This is a genomic window from Arthrobacter sp. NamB2, assembly GCF_005281365.1.
Lineage (GTDB): Bacteria > Actinomycetota > Actinomycetes > Actinomycetales > Micrococcaceae > Arthrobacter_D.
Genome location: NZ_SZWI01000003.1, coordinates 462,761 through 487,726 on the forward strand (window position 1 = coordinate 462,761; position 24,966 = coordinate 487,726).

At 67.9% G+C, this 24,966-nt stretch carries 26 protein-coding genes and 1 tRNA gene; 15 read left to right on the top strand and 12 right to left on the bottom strand.

Annotated elements, in window-relative coordinates; all coding sequences use genetic code 11:
• Positions 1-130: 130 nt before the first annotated feature.
• The 3 genes from FDK12_RS08600 to FDK12_RS08610 all read left to right on the top strand — a co-directional run bounded on the left by FDK12_RS08600 (position 131) and on the right by FDK12_RS08610 (position 2,571).
• A complete protein-coding gene (locus tag FDK12_RS08600) occupies positions 131-1,135 on the top strand; it encodes an aldo/keto reductase family protein (RefSeq protein WP_104117008.1) in 1,005 nt (334 codons plus the stop codon).
• Positions 1,136-1,155: 20 nt separating this feature from the next.
• Positions 1,156-2,001 carry an NAD-dependent epimerase/dehydratase family protein gene (locus FDK12_RS08605; RefSeq protein WP_137369227.1) on the top strand — a complete coding sequence of 282 codons (846 nt, stop codon included), beginning with the start codon at positions 1,156-1,158 and terminating at the stop codon, positions 1,999-2,001.
• A gap of 102 nt (positions 2,002-2,103) precedes the next feature.
• Positions 2,104-2,571, top strand: coding sequence for a hypothetical protein (locus FDK12_RS08610; RefSeq protein ID WP_137369179.1), 468 nt, complete (start codon positions 2,104-2,106; stop codon positions 2,569-2,571).
• A gap of 214 nt (positions 2,572-2,785) precedes the next feature.
• Here FDK12_RS08610 and FDK12_RS08615 read toward each other — a convergent pair whose 3' ends face one another.
• Entirely contained in the window at positions 2,786-4,291 is a 1,506-nt protein-coding gene (locus FDK12_RS08615) for an MFS transporter (RefSeq protein WP_223263176.1), read from the bottom strand.
• A gap of 201 nt (positions 4,292-4,492) precedes the next feature.
• Between FDK12_RS08615 and FDK12_RS08620 the strand changes: the two genes are divergently transcribed.
• Positions 4,493-5,584, top strand: coding sequence for an alkene reductase (locus tag FDK12_RS08620; RefSeq protein ID WP_137369181.1), 1,092 nt, complete (start codon positions 4,493-4,495; stop codon positions 5,582-5,584).
• 63 nt (positions 5,585-5,647) lie between these two features.
• Here FDK12_RS08620 and FDK12_RS08625 read toward each other — a convergent pair whose 3' ends face one another.
• Positions 5,648-6,175, bottom strand: a complete 528-nt coding sequence (locus FDK12_RS08625; RefSeq protein WP_137369182.1) for a hypothetical protein — start codon at positions 6,173-6,175, stop codon at positions 5,648-5,650.
• 127 nt (positions 6,176-6,302) lie between these two features.
• Here FDK12_RS08625 and FDK12_RS15060 point away from each other — a divergent pair, with 127 nt between their 5' ends.
• A complete protein-coding gene (locus FDK12_RS15060; RefSeq protein WP_189636305.1) occupies positions 6,303-6,452 on the top strand; it encodes a hypothetical protein in 150 nt (49 codons plus the stop codon).
• Positions 6,453-6,617: 165 nt separating this feature from the next.
• Here the strand turns inward: FDK12_RS15060 and FDK12_RS08630 are convergent, their stop codons facing one another.
• Positions 6,618-6,827 carry a hypothetical protein gene (locus FDK12_RS08630; RefSeq protein ID WP_087071516.1) on the bottom strand — a complete coding sequence of 70 codons (210 nt, stop codon included), beginning with the start codon at positions 6,825-6,827 and terminating at the stop codon, positions 6,618-6,620.
• Positions 6,828-7,001: 174 nt separating this feature from the next.
• On the opposite strand from FDK12_RS08630, the gene FDK12_RS08635 reads away from it, so the two are divergent.
• The 4 genes from FDK12_RS08635 (at position 7,002) to FDK12_RS08645 (ending at position 12,021) form a co-directional block, all read left to right on the top strand.
• Positions 7,002-8,156: a Vms1/Ankzf1 family peptidyl-tRNA hydrolase gene (locus FDK12_RS08635; RefSeq protein WP_137369183.1), complete on the top strand. Its 1,155-nt coding sequence runs from the start codon at positions 7,002-7,004 to the stop codon at positions 8,154-8,156.
• 341 nt (positions 8,157-8,497) lie between these two features.
• Complete coding sequence (locus tag FDK12_RS15235) at positions 8,498-8,932, top strand: PHP domain-containing protein (RefSeq protein ID WP_223263177.1); 435 nt, start codon at positions 8,498-8,500, stop codon at positions 8,930-8,932.
• A gap of 16 nt (positions 8,933-8,948) precedes the next feature.
• Positions 8,949-10,256, top strand: a complete 1,308-nt coding sequence (locus FDK12_RS08640) for a histidinol-phosphatase (RefSeq protein ID WP_223263178.1) — start codon at positions 8,949-8,951, stop codon at positions 10,254-10,256.
• A gap of 103 nt (positions 10,257-10,359) precedes the next feature.
• Positions 10,360-12,021, top strand: coding sequence for a catalase (locus FDK12_RS08645; RefSeq protein WP_137369184.1), 1,662 nt, complete (start codon positions 10,360-10,362; stop codon positions 12,019-12,021).
• Positions 12,022-12,052: 31 nt separating this feature from the next.
• Here the strand turns inward: FDK12_RS08645 and FDK12_RS08650 are convergent, their stop codons facing one another.
• From FDK12_RS08650 to FDK12_RS08665, 4 genes are all read right to left on the bottom strand, one after another.
• Positions 12,053-12,325, bottom strand: a complete 273-nt coding sequence (locus tag FDK12_RS08650; protein WP_137369185.1) for a hypothetical protein — start codon at positions 12,323-12,325, stop codon at positions 12,053-12,055.
• Between the two features lie 112 nt (positions 12,326-12,437).
• Positions 12,438-13,343 carry an SDR family NAD(P)-dependent oxidoreductase gene (locus FDK12_RS08655; RefSeq protein ID WP_137369186.1) on the bottom strand — a complete coding sequence of 302 codons (906 nt, stop codon included), beginning with the start codon at positions 13,341-13,343 and terminating at the stop codon, positions 12,438-12,440.
• Between the two features lie 27 nt (positions 13,344-13,370).
• Entirely contained in the window at positions 13,371-13,751 is a 381-nt protein-coding gene (locus tag FDK12_RS08660; protein WP_137369187.1) for a hypothetical protein, read from the bottom strand.
• A gap of 41 nt (positions 13,752-13,792) precedes the next feature.
• Positions 13,793-13,984 carry a hypothetical protein gene (locus tag FDK12_RS08665; RefSeq protein WP_104117018.1) on the bottom strand — a complete coding sequence of 64 codons (192 nt, stop codon included), beginning with the start codon at positions 13,982-13,984 and terminating at the stop codon, positions 13,793-13,795.
• 112 nt (positions 13,985-14,096) lie between these two features.
• Between FDK12_RS08665 and FDK12_RS08670 the strand changes: the two genes are divergently transcribed.
• Positions 14,097-14,600 carry a metallophosphoesterase family protein gene (locus FDK12_RS08670; RefSeq protein ID WP_137369188.1) on the top strand — a complete coding sequence of 168 codons (504 nt, stop codon included), beginning with the start codon at positions 14,097-14,099 and terminating at the stop codon, positions 14,598-14,600.
• A 94-nt stretch (positions 14,601-14,694) separates the two neighbouring features.
• Positions 14,695-16,023 (top strand): multidrug effflux MFS transporter, encoded by a 1,329-nt coding sequence (locus FDK12_RS08675; protein WP_223263179.1) that lies wholly within the window; start codon positions 14,695-14,697, stop codon positions 16,021-16,023.
• A gap of 122 nt (positions 16,024-16,145) precedes the next feature.
• On the opposite strand, the gene FDK12_RS08680 is transcribed toward FDK12_RS08675, so the two are convergent.
• Together FDK12_RS08680 and FDK12_RS08685 are read right to left on the bottom strand one after the other, a co-directional pair.
• Positions 16,146-16,222: transfer RNA gene (locus FDK12_RS08680), tRNA-Thr, on the bottom strand.
• 109 nt (positions 16,223-16,331) lie between these two features.
• Entirely contained in the window at positions 16,332-17,192 is an 861-nt protein-coding gene (locus FDK12_RS08685) for a DsbA family protein (protein ID WP_137369189.1), read from the bottom strand.
• 127 nt (positions 17,193-17,319) lie between these two features.
• On the opposite strand from FDK12_RS08685, the gene FDK12_RS08690 reads away from it, so the two are divergent.
• The 4 genes from FDK12_RS08690 to FDK12_RS08705 all read left to right on the top strand — a co-directional run bounded on the left by FDK12_RS08690 (position 17,320) and on the right by FDK12_RS08705 (position 22,316).
• Entirely contained in the window at positions 17,320-18,819 is a 1,500-nt protein-coding gene (locus FDK12_RS08690; RefSeq protein WP_137369190.1) for a trehalose-6-phosphate synthase, read from the top strand.
• Positions 18,791-19,588, top strand: coding sequence for a trehalose-phosphatase (gene otsB / locus FDK12_RS08695; RefSeq protein WP_137369191.1), 798 nt, complete (start codon positions 18,791-18,793; stop codon positions 19,586-19,588). The genes FDK12_RS08690 and otsB overlap by 29 nt, the downstream gene beginning before the upstream one ends.
• A gap of 132 nt (positions 19,589-19,720) precedes the next feature.
• Positions 19,721-20,809 carry an ABC transporter ATP-binding protein gene (locus FDK12_RS08700; RefSeq protein ID WP_137369192.1) on the top strand — a complete coding sequence of 363 codons (1,089 nt, stop codon included), beginning with the start codon at positions 19,721-19,723 and terminating at the stop codon, positions 20,807-20,809.
• A gap of 145 nt (positions 20,810-20,954) precedes the next feature.
• On the top strand, positions 20,955-22,316 hold the full coding sequence (locus tag FDK12_RS08705) for a DUF4032 domain-containing protein (RefSeq protein ID WP_104117024.1): 1,362 nt from the start codon (positions 20,955-20,957) through the stop codon (positions 22,314-22,316).
• A 67-nt stretch (positions 22,317-22,383) separates the two neighbouring features.
• Here FDK12_RS08705 and FDK12_RS08710 read toward each other — a convergent pair whose 3' ends face one another.
• From FDK12_RS08710 to FDK12_RS08720, 3 genes are all read right to left on the bottom strand, one after another.
• Complete coding sequence (locus FDK12_RS08710; RefSeq protein WP_137369193.1) at positions 22,384-22,905, bottom strand: DUF4190 domain-containing protein; 522 nt, start codon at positions 22,903-22,905, stop codon at positions 22,384-22,386.
• A 101-nt stretch (positions 22,906-23,006) separates the two neighbouring features.
• Entirely contained in the window at positions 23,007-24,377 is a 1,371-nt protein-coding gene (locus FDK12_RS08715; RefSeq protein WP_223263181.1) for an FAD-binding oxidoreductase, read from the bottom strand.
• Positions 24,374-24,904: a hypothetical protein gene (locus tag FDK12_RS08720; protein WP_137369194.1), complete on the bottom strand. Its 531-nt coding sequence runs from the start codon at positions 24,902-24,904 to the stop codon at positions 24,374-24,376. The genes FDK12_RS08715 and FDK12_RS08720 overlap by 4 nt, the downstream gene beginning before the upstream one ends.
• Between the last annotated feature and the right edge of the window lie 62 nt (positions 24,905-24,966).

Sequence of the window (24,966 nt, forward strand, 5' to 3'; positions counted from 1 at the left end):
GGGCGGCAACCGAAGGACGCGGTCAAGTCTAGCGGTTGGACGATGCCCCACCCGGCACCATGACGCAAAGGTTGCCCCGGTGAACCGAGCGCCCTGTACTCGTCCGATCAGGGTGGTTAGCATCAGGATCATGGACTTCAGATACCTCGGAAACAGCGGCTTCAAGATCTCGGAGATCACCTACGGCAACTGGCTGACGCACGGCTCCCAGGTGGAGAACGACGTCGCCACCCAGTGCGTGCGCGCGGCGCTCGACGTCGGGATCACCACGTTCGACACAGCGGATGTGTACGCGAACACCGCGGCAGAGACCGTCCTCGGTGAGGCTCTGAAGGGCGAGCGCCGCCAGTCGCTCGAGATCTTCACCAAGGTCTGGGGGGCCACGGGCCCCAAGGGCCACAACGACGTCGGGCTCTCGCGCAAGCACATCATGGAGTCGATCGACGGCTCCCTGCAGCGCCTCCAGACCGATTACGTCGACCTGTACCAGGCCCACCGGTACGACTACGAGACTCCGCTCGAGGAGACGATGCAGGCCTTCGCGGACATCGTGCGCCAGGGGAAGGCCCTGTACATCGGAGTCAGCGAATGGACCGCCCAGCAGATCCGCGACGGCCACGCCCTCTCGAAGGAGCTCGGTTTCCAGCTGATCTCCAACCAACCCCAGTACTCGATGCTGTGGCGGGTCATCGAAGGTGAGGTCGTACCCACCTCGGAAGAGCTCGGACTGTCGCAGATCGTCTGGTCCCCCGTCGCACAGGGCGTGCTGACCGGCAAGTACAAGCCTGGCCAGCAGCCCGAGCAGGGGACGCGCGCCTCGGACGACAAGGGCGGTGCGGACATGATCAAGCGCTGGATGGGCGACGAGGTCCTCACCGGCGTCCAGAAGCTCGCTCCCATCGCGGACGGAGTAGGCCTCACGCTGGCGCAGCTGGCGATCGCCTGGGTGCTGCAGAACAAGAACGTCGCCTCGGCGATCATCGGGGCCTCGCGGCCCGAGCAGGTGGAGTCGAACGCCGTCGCAGCCGGCGTGAAGCTCGAGGACGATGTCCTGAAGGCGATCGACGACGCGATCGGTGACCTTGCCGAGACCGACGTAGCGAAGACCGTCTCCCCCGAAACGCGCCCGGTCTGATGGCGTCCCCGACGACATCGCTGAACGTCGCCGTCACCGGTTCGAGCGGCAAGCTGGGGCGCAGCGTCGTCCGCGGCCTGCGGGAGGCCGATCACACCGTCCTCGAACTCGACCAGTACGGCGAGCGCAGCCCGGGATTCCTGCGGATCGATCTCCGCGACTACGGGCAGGTGGTCGATGCCCTGCTCGGGGTGGACGACCGGCATGCCGGGTTCGACGCCGTCGTGCACCTCGGTGCCATCCCCGCCCCTGGGCTGCAGGCCGACGTCGCGACCTTCCACAACAACATGACGGCCACGTACAACGTCTTCCAGGCGTGCCGCCGGGCAGGGATCAAGCGCATCGTCTACGCGTCGAGCGAGACCGTCCTCGGGCTGCCGTTCGACACGCCTCCCCCGTACCTCCCGGTTGACGAGGACTACCCGGCCCGGCCCGAGAGCACGTATTCACTGGTCAAGCACCTCGAGGAACAGCTGGCCATCGAGCTCGCGCGCTGGGATCCGGAGCTGAGCATCACGGCGCTCCGGTTCTCGAACGTGATGGACCCGGAGGATTACGCGGAGTTCCCCTCCTTCGACACCGACGCCACGGCCCGGAAGTGGAACCTGTGGGGGTACATCGATGGTCGTGACGGCGCCCAGGCGGTGCAGAAGGCTCTGGAGAACGCTGCTTCCGGCTTCGACCGTTTCATCATCGCCGCAGCGGACACCGTCATGGGCCGGACGAGTGCGGACCTGGCGGCCGAGGTGTTCCCCGGCGTCGACGTCACGCGGGAGGTCGGTGAGCACGAGACCCTCCTCTCGATCGACAAGGCCCGGCGCCTCCTGGGCTACGAGCCCCGGCACACCTGGCGCGATCACGCCTAGCGGAGCCGATGCGGTCAGCGCGGAGGCCGAACTGTCGCCCGGACCGATTCATCAGTAGGCTGATGATCGAAGGATGCACAGCACCGACGAAAGGCAGAGAAGATGACCGAGAACCTTCCCGATGAGGAACTGACCATCGTGGGCGAGGAGCCCGACGTGCCGAACGACTCGTTGGCGCCAGAGGCCTTCGACCCGGTCCTCGAGGGCCAGCCGGACTCCTACGAGGGCGCGGCCGAGGAGAATCCGGATCGCTGGCAGGAGGACCCCCTCCTGCAGGACGAGCCGGGCGTCGAGGAAAGCGGCGACGACGAGAACGACTTCGACGAGAACGGCGTCTCCGAAATCGGCGAGGAGGGCTACCTCAGCGATCAGACCCTTCGCCAGGAGACCGCCGAGGCCCGCTTCGAGCACGGCGAAGAGCAGTATCCGCCCGAGGAGCCCACGCTCGGCGAGGCTGCTGCGGACGTCGATTTCGGCATGATGGAGGACGACGACGTCGATGCGAGCGACGATCCCGCCAACCGCGGCGGTTCGCCGCTGAACGCGATGGACGAGCAGGACATCAAGTAGCGCGCAGCGCGCGCACCGGAGGAGCCCCGAGCAGTGCTCGGGGCTTCGCTGCGTCCGGGCCCCGTCGAGGGACGCTGACAGCGCGCCCGCCCCGGTGTCCCGCCCCCGCCGTCCCGAACCTGCCGTCCCGAACCTGCCGTCCCGAACCTGCCGTCCCGAACCTGCCGTCCCGAACCTGCCGTCCCGATTCCGCTGTCGGTCCGCCGCGCGCACGTCATGACGAGCGGTGGTCGCCCCGCATCGTCCCCGCCGGGCGGCGGCCGCGCACAGCGGCGGTCGCGGCCGGAGGGCCGTCGATCGCGCAATGCGCCGGATGCACGGACTGAGCACGCGCCGCGCCCACCGGAAGTGTCGGCGTGCGGATGGTGAGCGCAGCGAGGAGTCCCCCGAGCACGAGTACGACGGCCCCGATGACGCACGCCGTGTCGAAACCCGCCTCGAACTGCACCGCGTCGCTGTAGGCGTCACCGCTGAGCCCCACGGCGGCCGGTAGAACCGCGATGGCGATCAGGCCTGCAGCACGCGCGACGGCGTTGTTCACCCCGGACGCCAGGCCCGCCTGGTGCTCGGGCACCGAGGACAGTGCGGTCGAGGTCAGGGGCGCCACGAGCAGGGACAGCCCCAGCCCGAGGACGACCACCGCGGGCAGCACGTCGAGCAGGTAGGACGCCGCCGGGCCGATCCGCAGCATGAGCACCAGCGCCAGGGCGCACACCAACGGTCCGGCGGTCATCGGGATCTTCGGGCCGATTCGAGCACTCAGAGCACCCGCGCGCGGCGAGAGGACGAGCATGAGTGCGGTGATCGGAAGCATCGCGACTCCCGATGCCACCGGACTGAAGCCTCCCACGACCTGCAGGTGGACGACCAGGAGGAAGAAGATGCCGCCGAACACCGCATAGATGAGGAAGGTGACCGCGTTCGCCGCGCTGAACTGCCGGTTGCCGAAGATCCGCAGTGGCAGCATGGGGTGCCCGGTGCGCCACTCGACGAGGAGGAAGGCCATGGCCGCCGTGATTCCGAGGATGCCGGAGGCGAGTACTGCGGGCGAGCCGGCTCCACGGGCCGGAGCCTCGATCAGCGCATACGTGGTGCCGCCGAGCGCCAGCGCGCCCAGCACCGCTCCCCCGACGTCGAGCCTGCCGGTCGCCTCGGCATCGTGCGTCTCCGGCACGTGCCGCGCGGCGATCCAGACGACGACGGCGGCGATGGGTACGTTGATGAGGAAGATCCAGCGCCAGGAGACGCTCTCCACGATCCAGCCACCGAGGAACGGACCGATGGCCGTCGCGACGCCGCCCAGTCCCGACCAGGCACCGATGGCACGGGCGCGGTCCTCGCCGGAGAAGGTGGCCTGGATGATGGCGAGGCTGCCCGGAGTCAGGAGGGCGCCGCCTACTCCCTGAAGAGCGCGCGCGGCGATGAGCAGTCCGGCGTCGGGAGCGAGCCCGCAGAGCAGGGATGCGACCGCGAACCAGATCACGCCCAGGACGAAGATGCGTCGCCTGCCGTAGCGGTCCCCCAGGGATCCGCCCAGCAGGATGAAGGACGCGAGGGTCAGCGTGTAGCCGGTGACCATCCACTGGAGGGCTGCGAAGTCGGCGTCGAGGTCCCCGCCGATTGTCGGCAGTGCGATGTTGACGACGGTCGCGTCGATGCCCGCGAGGCCCGAACCCAGGACGGTCGCCAGCAGGACCCATCGCGCCGGTGCGGTCTTCATCCGGATCCCGCCCATAGCCGCGCTCCCCTGCCCTTCGTCGCCCCGCCAAACCGCGGACCATGGTCAGTGTGGCACTCCACCGCCCCCGGGACCACCACCCCGCCGCTCCGTCGTGAGCTCCGTGACGAGGGCCACTTCCGGAATACCACTCGGGAATGCCCTGTTACCGCCCTCAGGACTCCGATTCGGAAAGCAGGACCCATGAAATTGTTCTCCCCCCTGACACTCGGCACCATCGAGATCCCCAACCGCGTGGTGATGGCACCCCTCACGCGCGTCCGCTCGGGTGACGCGGGCATCCCCGGTGACATCGTCGTCGAGCACTACCGCCAGCGAGCATCCCTCGGTCTGATCGTCAGCGAGGGCACCTACCCGAGCCACGCCGGTCAGGGTTTCCCCGGCCAGCCCGGCCTCGTCGAGGACGACCAGCTCGCGGGCTGGAAGCGGGTCACGGACGCCGTTCATGCCGACGGCGGGCGCATCGTCGCGCAGGTCATGCACGCAGGGCGCGTGACACATCCGGACACGAACGGCGGCTACGAGGTCGTGGCCCCCAGCGCCATCGCCATCACCGGCACCACGCGGACCAGCACGGGCAAGCAGCCCTACCCGGTACCGCATGCGCTGACCACCCAGGAGCTTCCGGGAATCATCGACGAGTTCGTCACGGCGTCGCGCAAGGCGATCGACGTCGCCGGATTCGACGGCGTCGAACTGCACGGTGCCAACGGCTACCTGCTGCACGAGTTCCTCTCGCCCGAATCGAACCAGCGCGACGACGCCTACGGCGGAACCCCCGAGAAGCGAGCCCGGTTCGTCATCGAGCTCGTGACCGCTGTCGCTGCCGAGGTCGGCGCGGAGAAGGTGGGCCTGCGCATCTCGCCCGCCCACAACATCCAGGACGCCCTCGAGACAGAGGGTGCAGACGTCCACGCGACCTACGGCGCGCTCGTCGACGCTCTCGCACCACTGAACCTCGCCTACCTGAGCATCCTGCACGCCGATCCGACGGGCGAGCTCGTCCAGGACCTCCGGACCCGGTTCGGCGGACCGTTCCTCATCAACAGCGGCTTCGGTGTCATCACGAACCGCGAGGAGGCCATCGCCATCCTCGAGGACGGTGTGGGGGATGCAGTCGTCGTCGGGCGTCCGGCCATCGCCAACCCCGACCTCGCCCGGCGCTGGCGCGAGAACCTGCCGGAGAACGAACCGAACCCGGCGACGTTCTACTCCACCGGGCCCGAGGGCTACATCGACTACCCGTTCTACGACGGTTCGGTCAGCAGCAACTGAGGCAGAGGCTGACCGAACGGCCCGGCGGACGAGTCGGTCGGCCCAGCTCGTCAGGCGCCCGCATCAGTCGATGGGGGCGCCTTCCTGTTCCTGCACCCGGTTCCCGCGCCTTCGTGAGACCCAGTCCGCGATCCGCGGGTAGCGGGTAGCGGACCAACCGATCAGGAGCGCGGCTCCGAGATGGGCGTGGAGCATCAGCATGGCCTCCGGCGAGTGCCCCCCGCTGGAAACGGCCCCGCCGACAGGCACCTGCTCCGTATGATGGCCGGAACCGCCCGTCAAGGAGGACGACGCCCCACCCAGTCCACCGAAGATCCAGTGCAGCGCCTGCTGGGTCACGCCGAGGAGCAGCATCGTCCCCCACAGTGGAAGGTGTGCCTGCGCCGCGATGGCCGACCCCAGGACGGCGAGCGCGGCCAGGCCGAGCAGGATGGGCATGCTCGGCAGCGCCCCTCCGCCTGCCACGTGCGCCACCACCCCCAGCCCGAGTGAAGCCAGTCCGACCAGGACCGCGCGCGCGACCAACCGGGATCGGTGGTTCGGCAGCCGGTTCGACTCGCGGCCGGCGAGCGCGCTAGTAAAGGTCTCCATACCTCGATCCTAGGCATGCCGGCGACCCTCCGTCACGGGAAAGGTTGCGGAGGTTACGCTCCCGGGCTACGGTCCGTAGACTGACAGTAAGGGAGCTTACTTTCCCTGCAACCGAAAGGACGAGCGCATGTCAGACAACCCCGGTGACGACGACCGCACCCACAACGAAGCACCCGCCGAAGGGGATACCGACGCCAACCCGGAGGACATCAGGGTCCACCCCGAGGACCCGGCCGAGGGCGCGGACTCCGAGGACCAGTACAGCGACGGCACCTGACGTCTGTCCCCACCCGGCAGCAACCGGAGAACGACGTTAACCTGCAACGAACGCCAGAAGCGCCGGACCCGACGGGCCGGCGCTTCTGTAGTCCTGGTCCGCTTCCGTAGTCCTTGTCCGCTTCTGCTTTCCTTGTTCAGAGGCGGCCGCTTCGGTCCGCGCGAGTCAGCGCGTTCCTTCGACGACCTCGCCGAACGGGACCTCCTGGGACAGTTCGGCCTGCCGGTCCAGCGCATGACTGCTGACCAGGATACCGTACTTACCCTCGGCCATCGACTGCTTCATCACCATCAGCACCGTCTCGGCGAAGCCTTCGTCCTGGGCCTCGAGGAAGCTGATGTACCGGGGCGGGAAATTCTCGGGAACTGTGAGCATGACCCCACGCTACCCGCCGCCGCCCACGACCGCCGAGCCTTTTTCAAGACCTCCAACCGACGATCCCCTCCTTCTCAGTCACGTGCCTCGGATGATAGACCATAAGTGTCCTTAGCATTTCCGGCACGGCCCGCCGTGCCGGAAATCACACCACCTATCCGACAGGGGATCTTCGTGACGCACGTACTCAAAGACCATGCCCAGCTGTTCGAACTGCCCGGCCCGTGGACCACGATCTATGTCGAAGGCAGCACCGGCACGGTGGACGGGCTGGCCAACGACGAGATCCTCCCCCGGTCCGTGGCCCAGGAGATGAAGGACGCGGGCGCTCCCGAGCAGGACGTCGAGGCCGCGGTCGCCGCACTCGGTATGACCGCCAAAGGGCTGCCCGATCCCGTGACACGCTTCCTCCTCATCAACAACGGCGAGGCCGTGGTCAACGAGTTCCTGCCGGGGAACCTGGTGGGGCTCGCGGTGACAGCAACCGGTCCCATCCCCGATCTGACGCCGCTGGTCCGGCACACACCCGAGGACTTCGCCTACATCGTTGCCGAGGTGGGGCACCACGGCGGCGAGGTCTACCTGCGCTACGCGAACGGTGACGAGAAGCACGTCACCGACGGCGAGGCTGATTCCGTCGTCGAGGGGGACACCGACCACACCCGCAAGCTCGGCAGCGGCGGCTGGGCGCACAAGCGCATGCAGCAGCATGCCGAGAAGGTGTGGAAGATGAACTCGCGCGAGGTGGCCTCCGAGATCGACCGCATCTCGGCCGAGCACGATGCCCAGCTCATCGTCGTAGCGGGAGACATCCGCGCGCGGCAGCTCGTAGCGGACGAGGTGTCGCAGGAGTCCCGGGCCAAGCTCGGCATCATCGAGAGCAACACGCGCGCCGACGGAGCGGACGAGGAGATGTTCCTCGAGCAGGTGCAGCAGCTCGTGGCACGCACCATGGCCGACCGGCAGCATGCACTGCTGGAACGCCTGGCGGAGAAGGAGGGCCAGGGCACCCGGACGTCAGCCGTCGGTCGGGGTGCCGTCATCACCGCCCTGCAGCAGGCGCAGGTGGAATCGCTGCTCCTGGAGACCACGGCGTGGGACGGCGAGACGCTCCTGGCGCTCGACGCCGCCCCGTGGGTCGCGACGTCGGAGGCCGAGACCGCCGGCGCAGGCGTCCTCGGCGAGGTCCCGGCCGTGGCGGCCCTGCTCCGCGCGGCGGCCCTCACCGACGCGCAGGTCACCATGTACCCGTCGGGGGCACTCGAGGAGAAGCCCATCGCGGCCCTCCTGCGGTGGCCCACCGGACCTGCGGTCCCCGCAGCGGTCTAGTCGGCGGGGAGCCCCGCAGCCGATGTGGTCGACAATATCCCGGCGTGTCGTGTCGACAGGATCTTCGGTGATAGCGGAGGGGTATCGGCCCCCTGCTCGGTGCGCTGCGCCGGCAGGGGGCCGGCTTCGATCCAGGCCCGCCTCGATCGAGGCCGGCTTCGAGGAAGCCGTAGCCTTCGTGGTCGTCGTGCACGGCTGGTACACCGGCGGCCGTCCCCCTTCTGCAGCCCTCCCGCGTCGGCGCACGCGCTGCAGGGCGCTCCGTGTTCGCTTGCGGTTCACGCCGCCGACACCGTCCCTGCCTACGCTCGGTATCCCGTCCCCTCCAGGCAAGGTACCCGATGCGCACCGATCAACCGTCCACGTCCGCGCCACAACCCCTCGACGCACAGCAGGCTGCGGAAGCTGCCGATCGTGAGCTGGCGACGATCGGCTGGAACAGGCGTGCCATCCTGCGTTCGGCTGCGGTCCTCGCGGGATCGGGCGCAGGAACAGCACTGGCGACGACGCCGGTAGCGGCTGCGCCGGGCAAGGGCCCGGTCGGGAAGAACGATCCGCAGCTCAGCTGGCTCGTCGGTGATCACCACGTGCACACGCAGTACAGCCACGACGCCAAGTACCGCATCGCGCAGCAGCTCGACCACGCACGGAAGTACGGCGTTGACTGGCTGGCATTCACCGAACACGCGAACTTCGGCCATGCGAAAACAACGGCGGCGTGGTCACCTCCAACCGGGAGATCCGCGAGCAACGATCGCTGCATCCGGATCTGCTGATCTTCCAGGGGCTCGAGTGGTACATCCCGGCTGCGGAACACGCTTCCGTGCTCGTCGCGCCGGGACCCACGAGGCGGATCTGCTGCGGACTTTCGAACTGGTATGGGACGGCAAGCTGAACCGGTGGGAAAAACCGGCGCCCGGCTCGGTCGAGGAACAGGCCGCGGAGCGGAAAGCCGTGGAGGCCATCGCGTGGCTAGCCGAGCAGCGGCGCACGGGCTACGTGGACGACGTCGTCGTGCTGGCGAACCACCCCCTGAGGCTCGGCATCGACGCGCCGCACGAGATCTGCGCCTGGCGGGATGCCGCTCGAGACGTCATGATCGGCATGGAGGGAGCTCCCGGGGCCCAGGGAAGCGGCATCAGCCAGAGCACCGCGCCGGGCGATCAACGGGGAGAGTACGTCAACGCGCCGAGCCAGTACAGCTTCCAGGGATACCCGGCGGATGCCTACCGGCCGTACGGCGGCTTCGACTGGGCGACGGCGACGGTCGGTGGCGTATGGGACTCCCTCCTGGCCGAAGGACTCCCGTTCTGGATCACCTCCAATTCCGACAACCACCTGACCGTGAAGGACACCCTGCGCACCGGTCCCTACCCCGACCGCGAGCCCTACCTGAGCCTGCCGAGCGAGTTCGACCGGTGGAGCGTCGAAGGGCGGCGACCCGATCCGTGGAGACCGGCATACCTCAGGGAGGCAGCGACTTCTGGCCGGGACAATTCAGCCGACTGCACACCGGGGTCACCGAGGCCGGTTACACCGGGATCCTCGACGCGATGCAGGGGTCGCATGTGGGTGGATCACGGCCATCTGCTCGCCGGCCTCGAGGTCCGCGTTCGTGAAGCGAAGAAGAACGGGAAGCCGGGCAAGGGATCCAACGGCGTCACCCTCGGGTCCCGGCTCGGTGTCCGCAGGGGGACCGACGTCGAAGTGTCGATCACACTGTCGCCCACGCAGTATCACAACGCCGCAGGGATCCTCCCGCGAGCGGCCCACGCCGACCTCATCAGCGGGCCGATCACGGGGCCGGCTGTGGACAGGGACACCCTCCGTGCTCCCGGAACGCGCGTGGTTCGTCAGTTCGATGTCTCCGGCGCTTCCGGCCCTGTCACCGTGAGCCACGTCTTCAGGGACGTCGAGCACTCCTTCTACCTGCGCGTCCGCGGCAGCGATGGAAACCGCACGGGAGCAGGCTACTACGGCGCCGCGGTCGATCCGATGGGCCCTCAGCGCCACGGCAGCGGGACCACCGAGGCGAATCCGTGGCTGGACACCTGGTTCTACGCCAACCCCGTATTCGTGGACGTGATCAGCGATTACTAAGGTTGCTGTCCACCTGCGCCTTGGGTAGCGTCGAATGCGGGAGCGGGGTGATCGCGCTGCCCCGATGCTCCCGAAGCCCGAAGCCCCCTGTGAGGAGAAATCCATGACCGATGTCGCCAGCCAGCCGCCTGCCGAGGATGATGACCGCGCCGTCCTGACCAATCGCCAGGGCCACCAGGTCTATGATAACCAGAACTCACGGACCGTCGGTGCCCGCGGCCCGGCCACGCTGGAGAACTACCAGTTCCTCGAGAAGATCAGCCATTTCGACAGGGAACGCATCCCCGAGCGTGTGGTGCACGCGCGCGGTTTCGTGGCGTACGGCGATTTCGAGGCGACCGGCATGTGGGGTGACGAGCCCATCGCCCGTTACACGCGCGCGAAGTTGTTCTCCGAGCCGGGCAAGAAGACCGACGTCGCCATCCGCTTCTCGACCGTCATCGGCGGAAGGGACTCGTCCGAGGCGAGCCGCGACCCCCGGGGCTTCGCCGTGAAGTTCTACACCGAGGACGGCAACTGGGACCTCGTGGGGAACAACCTCGCTGTCTTCTTCATCCGCGACGCCATCAAGTTCCCCGACGTCATCCACTCCCTCAAGCCGGACCCCATCACCTTCCGGCAGGAGCCGGCCCGCATCTTCGACTTCATGTCGCAGACCCCGGAGTCAATGCACATGCTGGTGAACCTGTTCAGCCCGCGCGGCATCCCTGCCGATTACCGGCACATGCAGGGGTTCGGCGTCAACACGTACAAGTGGGTCAATGCCGACGGCGAGACCAAGCTGGTCAAGTACACCTGGCAACCCCACCAGGGCGTGAAGAGCCTCACCGAGGAGGACGCCGCCGACATCCAGGCGACCGACCTCGGCCATGCGTCGAAGGACCTCTACGAGGCCATTGACCGTGGCGACTTCCCGAAGTGGGATCTCTACGTGCAGTTGATGGAGGACCGCGACCACCCGGAACTGGACTTCGATCCGCTCGACGACACCAAGACCTGGCCCGAGCAGGACTTCGAACCGAAGCTCGTGGGCACCATGACGCTCAATCGGAACGTGACCGACCACCACAACGAGAACGAGCAGATCTCATTCGGGACGGGCGTCCTCGTCGACGGGCTCGACTTCTCGGACGACAAGATGCTGGTGGGCAGGACGTTCAGCTACAGCGACACCCAGCGGTACCGCGTGGGCCCGAACTACCTGCAGCTGCCCGTGAACTCGGCCAAGAACGCGCCCGTGCACACGAACCAGCGCGGCGGCCAGATGTCCTACGGCACGGACCTGGCGCCAGGCCAGAACCCGCACGTCAACTACGAGCCATCCATCACCGGGGGCCTCCGTGAGGGCCAGTACCCGACCCATGACGAGCAGGGCCCGGAAATCCACGGACGCCTGACGCGCAAGCGCATCCCCCTCACGCAGGACTACCTGCAGGCAGGCCAGCGGTACCAGCTGCTGGAGCAGTGGGAGAAGGACGACCTCGTCGGCAACTTCGTCACGCTGATCGGCCAGGCTGCCCGCGCAGTGCAGGAACGCATGGTGTGGCACTTCTACATGGTCGACGATGAACTGGGAGCACGCGTCGGCGAAGGCCTCAAGATCGGCCTGGCCGAGGTGAAGGATCTTCCACCCCTCGCGAGCCAGACCCTGTCCGAGGACGAGCTCGCCCGCCTGAAGAACCTCGGAAGCAACGGGCCTCGCGACGTGGAAGGTCTCACGATGACGCACTGCGTGCCCAACGAGCACGTCGTCGTGACCCGGTAGCCACTGCACCCAGAAGGGAGGGCGTCGGCGCCTAGCGCCGGCGCCTTTCTGCTGCCTGCCGACCGAGCTGGGCGACGGCGGCCGCGGCGACCACCAGCGACAGCGCGACGACGGCGAGCATCACGTAGAGCAGGACGAGGATCGCCATCGGCGACGTGGCAAGGTGCAGGATCCGCAGGCCGCCCAGCAACCCTACCGCCCAGAAAATGCCCACGCCCGCGAGCGCATACCCGGCGCGGTTCCGCCCGCGGTCGAACCCCATACTCCGGGCGCACTGCGCCAGAAGGCCCTGCCACTGATCCATACTCCAACTATGGACGGACGCCTCGTGGGCCGAGCGAGCGCCCGTTATCGTGTCCGTCACATTGACAGTGGCGCGGGCCGATGCTGTCGACGCGGCACGGTCGCGGGTTCCCTCACCGTCCCGGCAGGCGCCGGAGCCAGGGCAGCAGGCGCCATCCGCCGGTGACACCCGTGAGCTTCCGGTCCGTGTCGAATACGTTCCCCGGAGCCGGTGGCATCGATCCCTTCCTGAGTGCCACGGCGCGGTAGAGCGTCGGCACCACGGTTTCGTACACCAACGGCGCGAACGCCCGCGCGTAGACGAACGCCGACTGGACGCGGCCCACCTGAGTGAGCCGGCGGGGCTTCCGGGACACGCGGACGATCGCGCGCGCCACCCGGACCGGATCGACGACCGGCGGCAGCGGGCGGACGGGCCGGCCCGTGTAGTTCGCGGCGTGCTGATGGATGGGGGTGTCGACGGTTGCGGGAAGGACCGCGCAGACATGGATGCCCGGGGCATCGCGCAACTCCATCCGCAGCACCTCGAGGAAACCGAGAAGTCCGAACTTGCTGGTGACGTAAGGGCTCACAAGCGGCGAGGTGATCCTGGAGTACACGGAGGCGATCGAGACGAGGACTCCCCCGCCTTGCCGCCGGAACACACGGAGGGCCGCTCGAGCCCCGTACACCTGACCGAGCAGGTTGACCTCGATGAGCCTGTCGAAGACCTCGGACGGCGTTTGCTCGAAGGTGCCGATACTGTAGAGGGAGGCATTGCCCACCCAGACGTCGATCCGCCCGAACCGCTCGAGGGCCGCCCGTGCCAGCGCGTCGACGTCGGGCTCGGAACCGACGTCCGTCGGCACGGCGATGACGACCCCGCCCCGGTCGCGGCACTCCGCCGCGACGACCTCGAGCGTCTCCTCATCCCGTCCGGCCAGGACGAGCTGCGCGCCATCCTCCGCGAACAACCGCGCCGTGGCCCGTCCGATCCCGCTCGAGGCGCCCGTGATGACCACCGTCGTCGCCCGATTCATCCTGATACCTTCCGGTGCGCGAGGAGGTCAGTGGTTCCCGCGCCGGTCCTTGTCGGTTGTGACGTCCGGATCCAGCCTGTCGGCCGCCTCGGTGTGATGCGTCACCTTCTCACGCAGGCCCTGGGCGTCGGTCTGCCGCTCCTGGGCCTGCTGGCGGAGGCGCTCGGCTTCAACCTCGGCGCGCTGCGCCTCGGCCTCCGCCATGGTCGCCTTGGCCTCGCGCTCGCGCGCCTCCAGTTCCGTGTTCTTCGCCTTCTCACGCATCTCCGCGGCGTGCTGGCGGTCCTGTTCCTCCTTGCGCTTGCGCTGCACGGCGCCACGCTTCCGGGCCAGGAACGCGATGACGGCGATGACGGCCAGGAGGACCACGATCCCGACGACGATCCACACCACTTGACCTGTATCCATTGCTGACTCCTCAGTTGTTGATGGGCGAGGCGCGGGCCCAGCTACAGGCCGAAACCGCCGAGACCGGGGAGCTTGCCGAGCAAGTCCCTCGGGTTGATACCGAACTTCGCAAGCAGGTCCGCGTGCTGCTCAGGGTCCACCTGATCAGGAAGTTCCGACTGTGCCTGGTCGGCGTGGTCGTGCTTGCCCTGGCTTTTCAGCAGGTCGATGATCTGCGACTTGTCGATCTTCATGGCTGCCTCCTCGTGGCGTGGCGTGGAACACCCGTTAGTAAGCGTGCTTATGAAGCATGGCACAGAGCTATCCACTTGTCACGGGTCCCAGGGCACGTCGGACAATGGCTCCATGCCCCTCACGCTGACTGTCCTCGCAGACACCCACCTCCCGAAGCGCGCGAAGGAACTTCCCGGAGAAGTGTGGGCCGCGATCGAGGCCTCGGACGTCGTCGTGCACGCCGGGGACTGGACCGAGACGCCACTTCTCGATCGGCTCGAAGCCGCGGCCGGCCGCCTCGTCGCCTGCTACGGCAACAACGACGGCGCAGATCTCCGGGCGCGCCTGCCGCTCGTCGCGCGGGTGGACCTCGACGGCGTACGCCTCGCCGTCGTGCACGAGACAGGCCAGGCGACCGGGCGAGAGGCCCGCATGGCTTCGCTCTACCCCGACACCGACGTCCTCGTGTTCGGTCACAGCCATATCCCCTGGGACACCCGGACCGCCACCGGCTTGCGACTCCTGAACCCTGGATCGCCCACCGATCGTCGGCGCCAACCCTTCTGCACCTACATGACAGGGGTCATCGCAGCCGGCGACCTGGAGGTCCAGCTGCACCGGATCCCTCCGCGCTAGCCCCGAGCAGGCCCCGTGTCCAGAAGTCCGGCACGGCGGAACGGCTTCCCGCTGCGCCTGTTCGGTGAGTCAACGATCTGCCTAGGGTTTCAGTGTGAGTACAACGAGGACCGCCGACAGGACCGCCCCGACCAAGCGTTCGAGCATCAAGTGGATCCTGATGCTGGGAGCACTCGCCGCGCTGCCCGCGATCACCACGGACATGTACCTTCCGTCCCTGCCCGCGGTGGCCGAGGACCTGAAGGCAACCCAGGCGGCAGCGCAGTTCACGATGTCGGGGATGCTGATCGGCGCCGGGGTCGGCCAGCTGGTCATCGGCCCGTTCTCCGACAGGTTCGGCAGGCGGTTACCCCTCCTCATCGGCATCTCGCTGCACGTCGTGACCTCGATCCTCTGCTCGATCACACCGGGCATCGACACCCTGATCGGACTCCGCGTCTGCCAGGGGTTCTTCAACGCCGCAGCGGCGGTGGTGTCCATCGCCGTCATCCGCGACCGCTTCGTCGGTTCCGACGCGGCGAGGCTGCTGTCCCGCCTGATGCTCGTTATCGGGGTCGCGCCGCTGTTCGCGCCGACCATCGGACAGGCGATCGCGGGCGCCTGGCACTGGAGGGCGGTGTTCTACGCCCTCGCCTTCATCGGGCTGGCCCTGGTCGTCATCGTGTGGCGCTTCATGCCCGAATCGCTGCCGCAGGAGCAGAGGCGCCCGGGCAACCCCCGCCGGGTCGCGGGCAGCTACCTGGCGCTCTTCAAGGATCGGCACTTCATGGCCCTCGCGGTGATTCCCGGTCTCGGCCTCGCCGTCATCATGAGCTACGTCGTGGGCTCACCCTTCGTCTTCCAGAACGAGTACGGGCTCAGCCAGGGCCAGTTCGCGGCCGTGTTCGCTCTCAACGGGGCCGCGATCGTCGGTTCCGCGCAGCTCAACGCCGCCCTGGTGCGACGCGCAGCCCCCATTCGCGTCCTCAGGATCGCGGTGATCGTGCAAATGGTTTGCGCACTGATCCTCCTCGCCATCGCCCTGACCGGCTTCGGCGGCATCGTGGGCTTGGTCGCCGGGCTCTGGCTCGTTCTCGGAACGCAGGGCATGATTCCCGCGAACGCCTCGGTTCTCGCACTGCACAACTACGGCCATATGGCGGGTACGGCCGCGGCGGTCATCGGGTCGTTGCAGTCAGGAGTGGCAGGAATCGTCAGTCCGTTCGTGGGACTCCTCGGTGGTGACTCCGTGGCCATGGTCTGCGTGATGCTCGCCGCGGTCTCGCTCACCCTCCTGGTCCTGGCGGCGGGGACGCCCGCCTACCGCAAGGGCGGCTGGCGTGAACGGGACGGCCTGGAGCCAGGGCCGACGACGAACGCGGAGGAGACCGAGGAGCGCGAGGCGGAACAGGTCGAGACGCAGGGCCCGGACCAGCGGAGCTGACAGGCCGGGCACAGCACCCTTGATGAGTACATCGACGCGGGATCATCGGGACGGCAGACTGCCAATCTGCGAGTGGCGCGACGCCGCGAGGGACCCGAAGGGCTCGACCCACCAGGGGTTGTTGGAGCCCCCTGTCGGATTCGAACCGACGACCCCCGCTTTACAAGAGCGGTGCTCTGGCCAACTGAGCTAAGGAGGCGTGCTGGCCGCGCCAGCCGACGCCGTCGTCGTCCACCAGCAACCTGAGGGCTGCACGAGGAGACGCTGAGCGCTCAATAAGGGTAGCCCAGCGCCAGCACGACGGGAAATCAGCTGCGCTCGTCGAGTTCCGCCTCCACCGCCGTCCCGAAGTCCGACACCGCGTCGGTGACCTCGTCCCCGTCCACGTACACCGTCGGCGTTCCACCGACGGCGGCTGACTGCGCGGCCTCGGTCGTGTACTTGACCCAGGGCCGGAAGGTGCCGTCCTCGACGCAGGCGGCGACGCCCGCGGCACCGGCCTCGCCCGCGAGCGCGACGAGTCCGTCGTCGTCGAGCTCGCCCTGCTCGAAATGGGCGAACAGGCGGCTGGTGAAGTCGAAGTAGGCCTCGGGTGCGGTGTCGGCGACGCACGCGGCCGCATTCGCTCCGCGCGACGAGTAGTCGGTGGCGCTGTTCCGATCGAGGTAGGCGACCGTGCGGTACTCGAAGGTGATGTCACCGCGGTCGAGCCACGAGCGGATCTGCTCGGAGTACCGGGCCTCGAAGTCCGCGCAGTGCACGCAGTTGACATCGACGTATGCGACGACCTGCAGCGGACCGTCCCCGGAAGCCCCGATCCCCTCCGGCACTGATCCTTCCGCCACAGGTTCCGACGGCAGGGTCGACGTGTCGACCTCGCCGGCCTGCACCGGCGCGAGCTCGGTCCCGGAGACGAGCGTGATACCGCCCTGCTCGTTGCCTCCGCGTGGAGCCGGTCCGGCGTCGGCCACCTGGCCTCGCGCGTTGTTGATCACCACGACCGCGATGAGCACCACGACGATGAGCGCGGCAGCGACGACGCCCCACTTCGCGAGCAGTCCGTTGCGGCGTTCCTTCTGCTGCTGTTCCTCGCGTGCACGCCGTTCCTCTTCGCGGGCTGCTGCTGTGCGTTCGGCTTTGGTCGGCTTGCGTGCGGGTGCGGGCGCCATCGGTCCTCTTCGTCGGCTGAGCTGGAGTGCCAGTTTATCGACGGCCGCTCCGAGGTTCCTGGGACACCGCGTGCCGCGCTGCCCTAGGTATCACCCGATAGAGTCGTTCCCAGACCGACCTACTGCGATGGAGCCAGTTTTGAGCGCAGCACAACCTTCGACCACACCGGGCGTCAAGCCGTCGTTCTCCGCGGACGGCGCGTTCGGGAACTTCGACTTCATCGTCGTCTCCAATCGGCTGGCGGTGGACCGCGTCGTCGACGAGCACGGCGAGAGCTCCTGGCGGCGGTCGCCGGGCGGGCTCGTCACCGCACTGGCCCCGGTGATGGCGAAGGCCGACGGCGCCTGGGTCGGATGGCACGGCGCCCCGGATGAGACCCTCGAGCCTTTCGACGAGGCGAACATGCGCCTCGTCCCGGTCCCGCTCAGCGAGGAGGAGGTGGAGCTGTACTACGAGGGCTTCTCGAACGCGACGCTCTGGCCGCTCTACCACGACGTCATCGCTTCCCCGGAGTTCCACCGCACCTGGTGGGACTCCTACCGCAGGGTCAACGAGCGGTTCGCCCAGGCGACGGCGTCCGTGGCATCCGAGGGAGCAACGGTCTGGGTGCAGGACTACCAACTGCAGCTCGTGCCGAAGATGCTGCGCGAAGCCCGCCCGGACCTGAAGATCGGGTTCTTCAACCACATCCCCTTCCCTCCGCTCGAGATCTACGCACAGCTCCCCTGGCGCCGGCAGGTCATCGAGGGCCTCCTCGGCGCCGACCTCATCGGTTTCCAGCGCCCGAGTGATGCCAGCAACTTCCTCCGCTGCGTGCGCCGCTTCAAGGGCTACACGATCAAGGCCCAGCAGGTGCAGGTGCCGGCGGGCGAGGACGGCGCTCCGGGCTACGTCTCCCGTGCGGAGGCTTTCCCCATCTCGATCGATACCGCGTCGATCACGGCGCTCGCGCAGCGTCCCGACGTCATCGAACGCTCCAGGGAGATCCGCCGCGAGCTCGGCGATCCGCAGCACATCCTGCTCGGTGTCGACCGCCTCGACTACACCAAGGGCATCGGGCACCGGCTGAAGGCCTACGGCGAACTGCTCGAGGACGGCGCGATCACCGTGGAGGACGCCGCCCTCATCCAGGTGGCGAGCCCCAGCCGGGAGCGGGTCGAGCAGTACCGCCTCCTGCGCGAGGACATCGAGGGTGCCGTCGGGCGTATCAACGGCACGCACGACACCATGAAGAACACGGCCATCCGCTACCTCCACCACAGCTATCCGGTGGAGGAGATGGTGGCGCTGTACCTCGCGGCGGACGTCATGCTGGTCACGGCACTGCGCGACGGCATGAACCTCGTGGCGAAGGAATACGTGGCAGCCCGCACCGCCAACACGGGCATGCTCGTCCTCAGCGAGTTCGCGGGTGCGGCAGACACCCTGCGGCAGGCGATCCTCGTCAACCCGCACGACATCGACGGCCTGAAGAGTGCCATCGTGTCCGCCATCTCCATGCCGAAGGCGGAAGCCATGCGGCGCATGAGGCTGATGCGGCGGCAGGTCGTGCACAACGACGTCGAACGGTGGTCGCAGGCGTTCCTGAACGCACTCCATGCGGGGAGTCCCGACAGTGGCGCTTGATCCTGCCCTGCACGCAGCGCTGCGCAGGCTCTCATCGACTCCGCGGCTGCTCGTCGCGCTCGATTTCGACGGAACCCTCGCTCCCCTGGTCGAGCGCGCCGAGGACGCGCGCGCCCTTCCGGAGTCCGCGTCCGCTCTTCGGGCCCTCACGGATCTCCCGGACACGACGACGGCACTTATCTCCGGACGCGCCCTCGGCAGCCTGCGCGCTGTCGCGGATCCTCCTGAGCGGACCATGCTGATCGGAAGCCATGGCGCCGAGACATGGACCGGACCCGACGGCGCGCCCCTGACCCTGACCCCGGAGCAGGCGGACCTCCTCGCCCGCGCCACGGAGGTGGTGCAGCGCACGGTCGATGTGCATGAGGGGACGCTCATCGAGTTCAAGCCCGCCGGCGTCGTCCTGCACACCAGGACGGCGAGCGATGCCGTGGCCGACGCCGCTGTCGCGCAGGCCCGCGCGGAACTCGCCGGGCTCGAGGGCCTCGGCGTGACGGACGGCAAACGAGTGCTCGAAGTGTCCGTGGTGAAGGCGGACAAGGGGCAGGGCCTGGCCCTGCTGCGCGAGGCGACGGGCGCGACGGCGGTCCTCTTCGCGGGCGACGACGTCACGGACGAACATGCCCTGCGGACCCTCGGAGCGGACGACGTCGGGATCAGGATCGGCCCCGGGGAGACAGCGGCTTCCTTCACGGTTTCCACGCCCGAGGACTTCGGTGAGGTTCTCCGGGAACTGGTTGCCCTGCGCTCGTCAGGTGCGCGCAGCTAGGGAACGTGCAATACTACGGAGGCGTGACCAACGTCACCGGTACTGCTGGCGGGTCGCGCACGACAACTGAATACTCTTCCATTCACTACGGATCGTCGGGCACGTACCTGCCCGTGAAAAGGAACCAAAACCATGGCAACGGTAACGTTTGACCAGGCCACGCGCCTGTACCCGGGCACCGAGAAGCCCGCAGTCGACAAACTCAACATCGACATCGCCGACGGCGAATTCCTCGTCCTCGTCGGACCCTCCGGTTGCGGAAAGTCCACCTCCCTGCGCATGCTCGCGGGCCTCGAGGACGTCAACTCAGGGCGCATCCTCATCGGTGACCGCGACGTCACCGATGTTCCCCCGAAGGATCGCGATATCGCGATGGTCTTCCAGAACTACGCGCTCTACCCGCACATGTCGGTCGCCGACAACATGGGCTTCGCGCTCAAGATCGCCGGCGTCTCCAAGGAGGAGCGCGCGGAGCGTGTCCGTGAAGCAGCCAAGCTCCTCGACCTCGAGGACTACCTGGACCGTAAGCCGAAGGCGCTCTCCGGCGGCCAGCGCCAGCGTGTCGCCATGGGTCGCGCGATCGTGCGTAACCCGCAGGTCTTTCTCATGGATGAGCCGCTATCGAACCTGGACGCGAAGCTCCGCGTGCAGACCCGCACCCAGATCGCCTCGCTGACCCGCCGCCTCGGCGTCACCACCGTCTACGTCACCCACGACCAGGTCGAGGCCATGACCATGGGTGACCGTGTGGCAGTCCTCAAGGACGGCATCCTCCAGCAGGTCGACACCCCGCGTAACCTCTACGAGCGCCCCAAGAACGTCTTCGTGGCGGGCTTCATCGGCTCCCCCGCGATGAATCTCCTGGAACTGCCCGTCACGGACGGCGGCGTCCTCTTCGGCGGCATCGTCTACCCGGTCCCCGGAAACGTCCTCGACGCTGCCGCGGGCAACACCGTCACGCTGGGTGTCCGGCCCGAGGACCTGGTCCTCGCGGCCACCGGCGAGGGCCTGCAGGTCGAGGTCGACGTCGTCGAGGAACTCGGGGCGGATGCCTACATCTACGGCCACACCACGCTCGACGGCAAGGACCACGACATGGTCGTACGCGTCGACGGCCGCCGCCCTCCGATGAAGGGTGACAGCGTGTACGTGCGTCCCGAGCAGGGCCACGTGCACCTGTTCGACACCACGACCGGCCTCCGCCTGGCAGAGACGGTCTAGTACCTACGCGGACAGCGCACTACGTACGACGACGGCGGTGGCTCCGCCGGGCATCCCCTGGACGCCCGGCGGACGCCACCGCTCCGTTTAACGGCAACTACGCTTGATGCAGGCCCCTTTTCCGCCCTGACACGAAGGCATCACCATGACCGAGACCTCGAATGCCCAATGGCATGACGAGCCGACAGATTACGACCAGGCCGGCAAGCTGCCGCGGGTGCGGCCCGCGTCCTCGGAGGCCCCCAGTCTCGGGTCCCTGAACATCACCGCCGCGGCGACCGACCCCGAACTGCTCGACCTGCCGTGGCATGTCGCCTTGGAGCAGTGGCCGGCCAGCGCGCTGGCCGCTCTTCCCCGGGGCATCTCACGGCACATCGTGCGCTTCGCGCACCTCGGTGGGTCGGTGATCGCCGTCAAGGAGACCAGCGAGCACATCGCCCGCCACGAGTACCACATGCTCCGGAAGCTGCAGCGCCTGGACGTGCCCTGCGTCGAGCCCGTCGCGGTCATCTCCGGCCGCACCACCCCCGAGGGCGAGGAGCTGGACCCGGTCCTCGTGACCCGCCACCTCAAGTTCTCCCTGCCCTACCGGGCCCTGTTCTCGCAGACCCTTCGCCGCGACACGCTGACCCGGCTCATCGACGCCCAGGCCCTGCTCCTCGTGCGCCTGCACCTCATCGGCTTCTACTGGGGCGACGTCTCGCTGTCGAACACCCTGTTCCGGCGCGATGCCGGCTCCTTCGCCGCCTACCTCGTCGATGCCGAGACGGGCGAGCTGTACCCCGAGCTGTCGACAGGCCAGCGGGAATACGACCTCGAGATCGCCCGGGTGAACATTGCCGGCGAACTGATGGACCTGGCCGAGGGCGGTCTCATCGAGGAGAAGGTGGACCCGCTGGCGACGAGCGAGCTCATCATGGACAGCTACCGCCGCCTGTGGAGCGAGCTGACCGAGAAGGAGTCCTTCGAGCTCGGTGAACGCTGGCGCGTGGGAGCGCGCATCCGCCGCCTGAACGAGCTCGGCTTCGACGTCGAGGAGTACGCGATCAAGACGGCCGCCAACGGCACGCAGATCCAGCTGCAGCCGAAGGTCGTCGACGCCGGACACCACAGCCGCCGGCTCCTCCGCCTGACCGGGCTGGATGCCCAGGAGAACCAGGCCCGGAGGCTCCTCAACGACATGGACGCCTACCGAGCGGACAACAACCCGGATCTGGACGAGGAGTTCAGCGCACACCTCTGGGTGAACGAGGTGTTCGAGCCCATCGTCCGTGCCGTGCCACGGGAACTGGGCGGCAAGCTCGAACCGGCGGAGGTCGTCCACGAGGTGCTGGAGCACCGCTGGTACATGTCCGAGCGTGAGGACCGGAACGTACCCATGGCCGAAGCGGTGCAGTCCTACCTGGACGACGAGCTACGGCACCGGCGCGATGAGGCCGAGATCATGCTGACGGCTGACTCCAGGACGATCGGCATCGACGAGGACTCCGATTTCGGCGACGACTAGCTCGAGACAGAGGCCCGGCAGCAACGCTGCCGGGCCTCTGTCATGAGGTGTCCGCGTGGGGACTACGCTACGGGCACTCGACGGGCTGGCCCTGCACCGTCACCGGTGTGCCTGTGGGCAGGCCCTCGCACGCCTGGATGACCTGCTGGGCGATGTCCGCGGCGAAGCTGGCGATCACGATGATCAGCACCGTCCAGAGGATCGTCAGGAGCGCGCCGATGATGATGCCGGCAAGGGCGAGACCGTTGCCCATCTTGGCTTTTCGCGACTTCACGAGAGCGACGATGCTGATGATCAGACCCACCGGGGCGATCAGGATGGCAAGCACGAGTCCGACGATCCCGAGCGTCCTGCCGGGGTTCTCCGTGGGCTGGCCCTGGTACCCCTGCTGGCCGGGGTAGTTGCCCGCTCCGGAGCCGTACTGGCCCTGCTGCCCGTAGGGTGGGGGGGTCTGCTGTCCGTAGGACGGCTGGTTCTGCCCGTAGGACGGCTGATTCTGCCCGTACTGGGGCTGGTTCTGCCCGTACTGCGGCTGGTTCTGCTGGCCGTAGGGCGAGTTGCCCTGCGACCCCGGATTATTGTCAGACATGGTGCCCCCGAGGAAGGTAGTGGAGAGAGCCGGGTACTACCGGCAATTTCCTGAACATTATCATCGGGTGGCTGCGCTGGCCGGGAGCCGGGGAGCAACGATCAGGCGACGATGGCTTTTCCGGGGTTGAGGATGCCCAGCGGGTCGAAGACCTGCTTGATGCGGGCCTGCAGGGAGAGGATCTCGCCGGACTGCTCCCAGGGAAGCCAGCGGCGCTTGTACTGTCCTACGCCGTGCTCCCCGGTGATGGTGCCCCCGAGGTCGAGCGCGCACCGCACCGACTCGTCCAGCGCTTCCTCCAACCGCTCCTGCGAGCGTTCTCCCTCGTGTCGCTCGACCCAGAACGTCGGGTGGAGGTTGCCGTCACCGGCATGCGCGACGACCTTCAGGTTGACCCGGTGATGCCGGGCCATGGCTTCGAGAGCAGCCACATAGTGCACGAGTTGGGACTTCGGCACGGCGACGTCCTCCCCCACCCTGTACAGGTCGTCGACCTCGTCGCCACGACTGTGTCGCCGCAGGTCCACGAGCCGATCCGCTTCCTCCGAGCCCGCGTCACTGACGTGAGCACCGAGACCTGCCAGCACCGCCCGGATGGCTTCCGCCTCGGCAGCAGCACCGTAGCCGTCCGTCCGAACGAGGAGCAGAGACCCACCGCGCCTGCGCAGATCCGAGCCGTGGGCGACGTCCAGCGCCTCCAGGGTGCGGCCGTCGAGCAGCTCCAGGATCGACGGCTGCACCCGGGCTCGGCCGATCGCGAGGACGCCGGCGGCCGCCTGGGTGAAGTCGTCGAAGAACGCGGCGAGGGTGTGCACCGCGACGGGCAGGTAGCGCAGACGCACCGTGACGCCGACGATGACACCGAGGGTCCCTTCGGAGCCGGTCATCAGTGCTGTCAGGTCGTACCCCGCGACGCCCTTGAAGGTGCGGTGGCCGGTGGAGACCAGGGTGCCGTCGGCCAGGACGACGTCGAGCGCGAGAACGGAATCGCGTGTGACACCGTACTTGGCGCACCGCAGGCCTCCCGCGTTCGTCGCGACGTTCCCGCCGATCGTGGACCAACGGTAGCTCGCCGGGTCGGGGGCGTACATCAGCCCGTGCACCGCGACGGCATCGTTCAGATCCGCATTGACGACACCCGCTTCGACGACGGCGGTCTCGTCATCGGGGTTGATCGCCAGGATCGTGTTCATGAGCTCGAGCGACAGGATGACGCTCCCCGCCGTGGCGTGCGCACCGCCCGATACCCCTGATCCGGCTCCACGGCTCACCACGGGTACCGCATTCCGCGTAGCCCATCGAAGGACTGCCTGCACGTCGCCGACGCTCCGGGCACGAATCACGGCACCGGGCATGACAGGGTGCAGAACTGGCCCCTGGTCCCGGGAGTAGAGTGTGAGGTCCTCCGCGGTCGTCGAGACCCTTCCCGGAAGGGCGAGCTCGAGTTCACCGAGAGCATCCGGGTCGATCACGATGCCCCCATGAACCGTCGGTAGCGGCTCAGGGCGTCCGGCCAGAACTGCCTGTAGAAGCCGTACACGTCCTCGGGGTCCGATGTCATCCAGCCCGAGTGATGGAGTGTCAGGGCGGTACCCGCCGGACTCGGCGCCCCGTCGGCCCCTGCGGCGACAGCTGCCGTGTCGGCAGAGCTGTGGTCGGCCTCTTCCATCTCCAGCCGGACAACCGTTGTCGTCGACGCGGAACCGACATGATTCCACCTCAACTCGAGCCACTTCCCGGGCTGGCCGTCCACCACCTCACCCCACACGTTCTCGTCATCCTCAGCAGACGTCTCGACCAACGCGTTGTCCCCGAGGTCGAAGAAACTGTCAGCTCCCCAACGACTCAGCTCGTCCGCCGGCCACCAGAGGTGGAGGTGCTCCGTCAGGCCGGCCCACGCGTGCTCGCCCGGGGCCGGAACGACCACCGTGGCGTGAAGGTCAGGCCGCTGCTGCGGGTCGCCGTTCGCGGCGGGTTGGTGGGAGAACAGGCTATTCATGATTCGACCCTACCGGCCCCGGCCGCGCGGCAGTGTCCGAGGGAGGCAGGAACGAGCCCACG

Excerpts from the sequence above, each read along its gene's own strand:
- FDK12_RS08600 (WP_104117008.1), top strand. The coding sequence starts at position 131 with ATGGACTTCAGATACCTCGGAAACAGCGGCTTCAAGATCTCGGAGATC.
- FDK12_RS08610 (WP_137369179.1), top strand. The coding sequence starts at position 2,104 with ATGACCGAGAACCTTCCCGATGAGGAACTGACCATCGTGGGCGAGGAG.
- FDK12_RS08615 (WP_223263176.1), bottom strand. The coding sequence starts at position 4,291 with ATGAAGACCGCACCGGCGCGATGGGTCCTGCTGGCGACCGTCCTGGGT.
- FDK12_RS08620 (WP_137369181.1), top strand. The coding sequence starts at position 4,493 with ATGAAATTGTTCTCCCCCCTGACACTCGGCACCATCGAGATCCCCAAC.
- FDK12_RS08625 (WP_137369182.1), bottom strand. The coding sequence starts at position 6,175 with ATGGAGACCTTTACTAGCGCGCTCGCCGGCCGCGAGTCGAACCGGCTG.
- FDK12_RS15060 (WP_189636305.1), top strand. The coding sequence starts at position 6,303 with ATGTCAGACAACCCCGGTGACGACGACCGCACCCACAACGAAGCACCC.
- FDK12_RS08630 (WP_087071516.1), bottom strand. The coding sequence starts at position 6,827 with ATGCTCACAGTTCCCGAGAATTTCCCGCCCCGGTACATCAGCTTCCTC.
- FDK12_RS15235 (WP_223263177.1), top strand. The coding sequence starts at position 8,498 with ATGCGCACCGATCAACCGTCCACGTCCGCGCCACAACCCCTCGACGCA.
- FDK12_RS08645 (WP_137369184.1), top strand. The coding sequence starts at position 10,360 with ATGACCGATGTCGCCAGCCAGCCGCCTGCCGAGGATGATGACCGCGCC.
- FDK12_RS08650 (WP_137369185.1), bottom strand. The coding sequence starts at position 12,325 with ATGGATCAGTGGCAGGGCCTTCTGGCGCAGTGCGCCCGGAGTATGGGG.
- FDK12_RS08655 (WP_137369186.1), bottom strand. The coding sequence starts at position 13,343 with ATGAATCGGGCGACGACGGTGGTCATCACGGGCGCCTCGAGCGGGATC.
- FDK12_RS08660 (WP_137369187.1), bottom strand. The coding sequence starts at position 13,751 with ATGGATACAGGTCAAGTGGTGTGGATCGTCGTCGGGATCGTGGTCCTC.
- FDK12_RS08665 (WP_104117018.1), bottom strand. The coding sequence starts at position 13,984 with ATGAAGATCGACAAGTCGCAGATCATCGACCTGCTGAAAAGCCAGGGC.
- FDK12_RS08670 (WP_137369188.1), top strand. The coding sequence starts at position 14,097 with ATGCCCCTCACGCTGACTGTCCTCGCAGACACCCACCTCCCGAAGCGC.
- FDK12_RS08685 (WP_137369189.1), bottom strand. The coding sequence starts at position 17,192 with ATGGCGCCCGCACCCGCACGCAAGCCGACCAAAGCCGAACGCACAGCA.
- FDK12_RS08690 (WP_137369190.1), top strand. The coding sequence starts at position 17,320 with ATGGAGCCAGTTTTGAGCGCAGCACAACCTTCGACCACACCGGGCGTC.
- otsB (WP_137369191.1), top strand. The coding sequence starts at position 18,791 with ATGCGGGGAGTCCCGACAGTGGCGCTTGATCCTGCCCTGCACGCAGCG.
- FDK12_RS08700 (WP_137369192.1), top strand. The coding sequence starts at position 19,721 with ATGGCAACGGTAACGTTTGACCAGGCCACGCGCCTGTACCCGGGCACC.
- FDK12_RS08705 (WP_104117024.1), top strand. The coding sequence starts at position 20,955 with ATGACCGAGACCTCGAATGCCCAATGGCATGACGAGCCGACAGATTAC.
- FDK12_RS08710 (WP_137369193.1), bottom strand. The coding sequence starts at position 22,905 with ATGTCTGACAATAATCCGGGGTCGCAGGGCAACTCGCCCTACGGCCAG.
- FDK12_RS08720 (WP_137369194.1), bottom strand. The coding sequence starts at position 24,904 with ATGAATAGCCTGTTCTCCCACCAACCCGCCGCGAACGGCGACCCGCAG.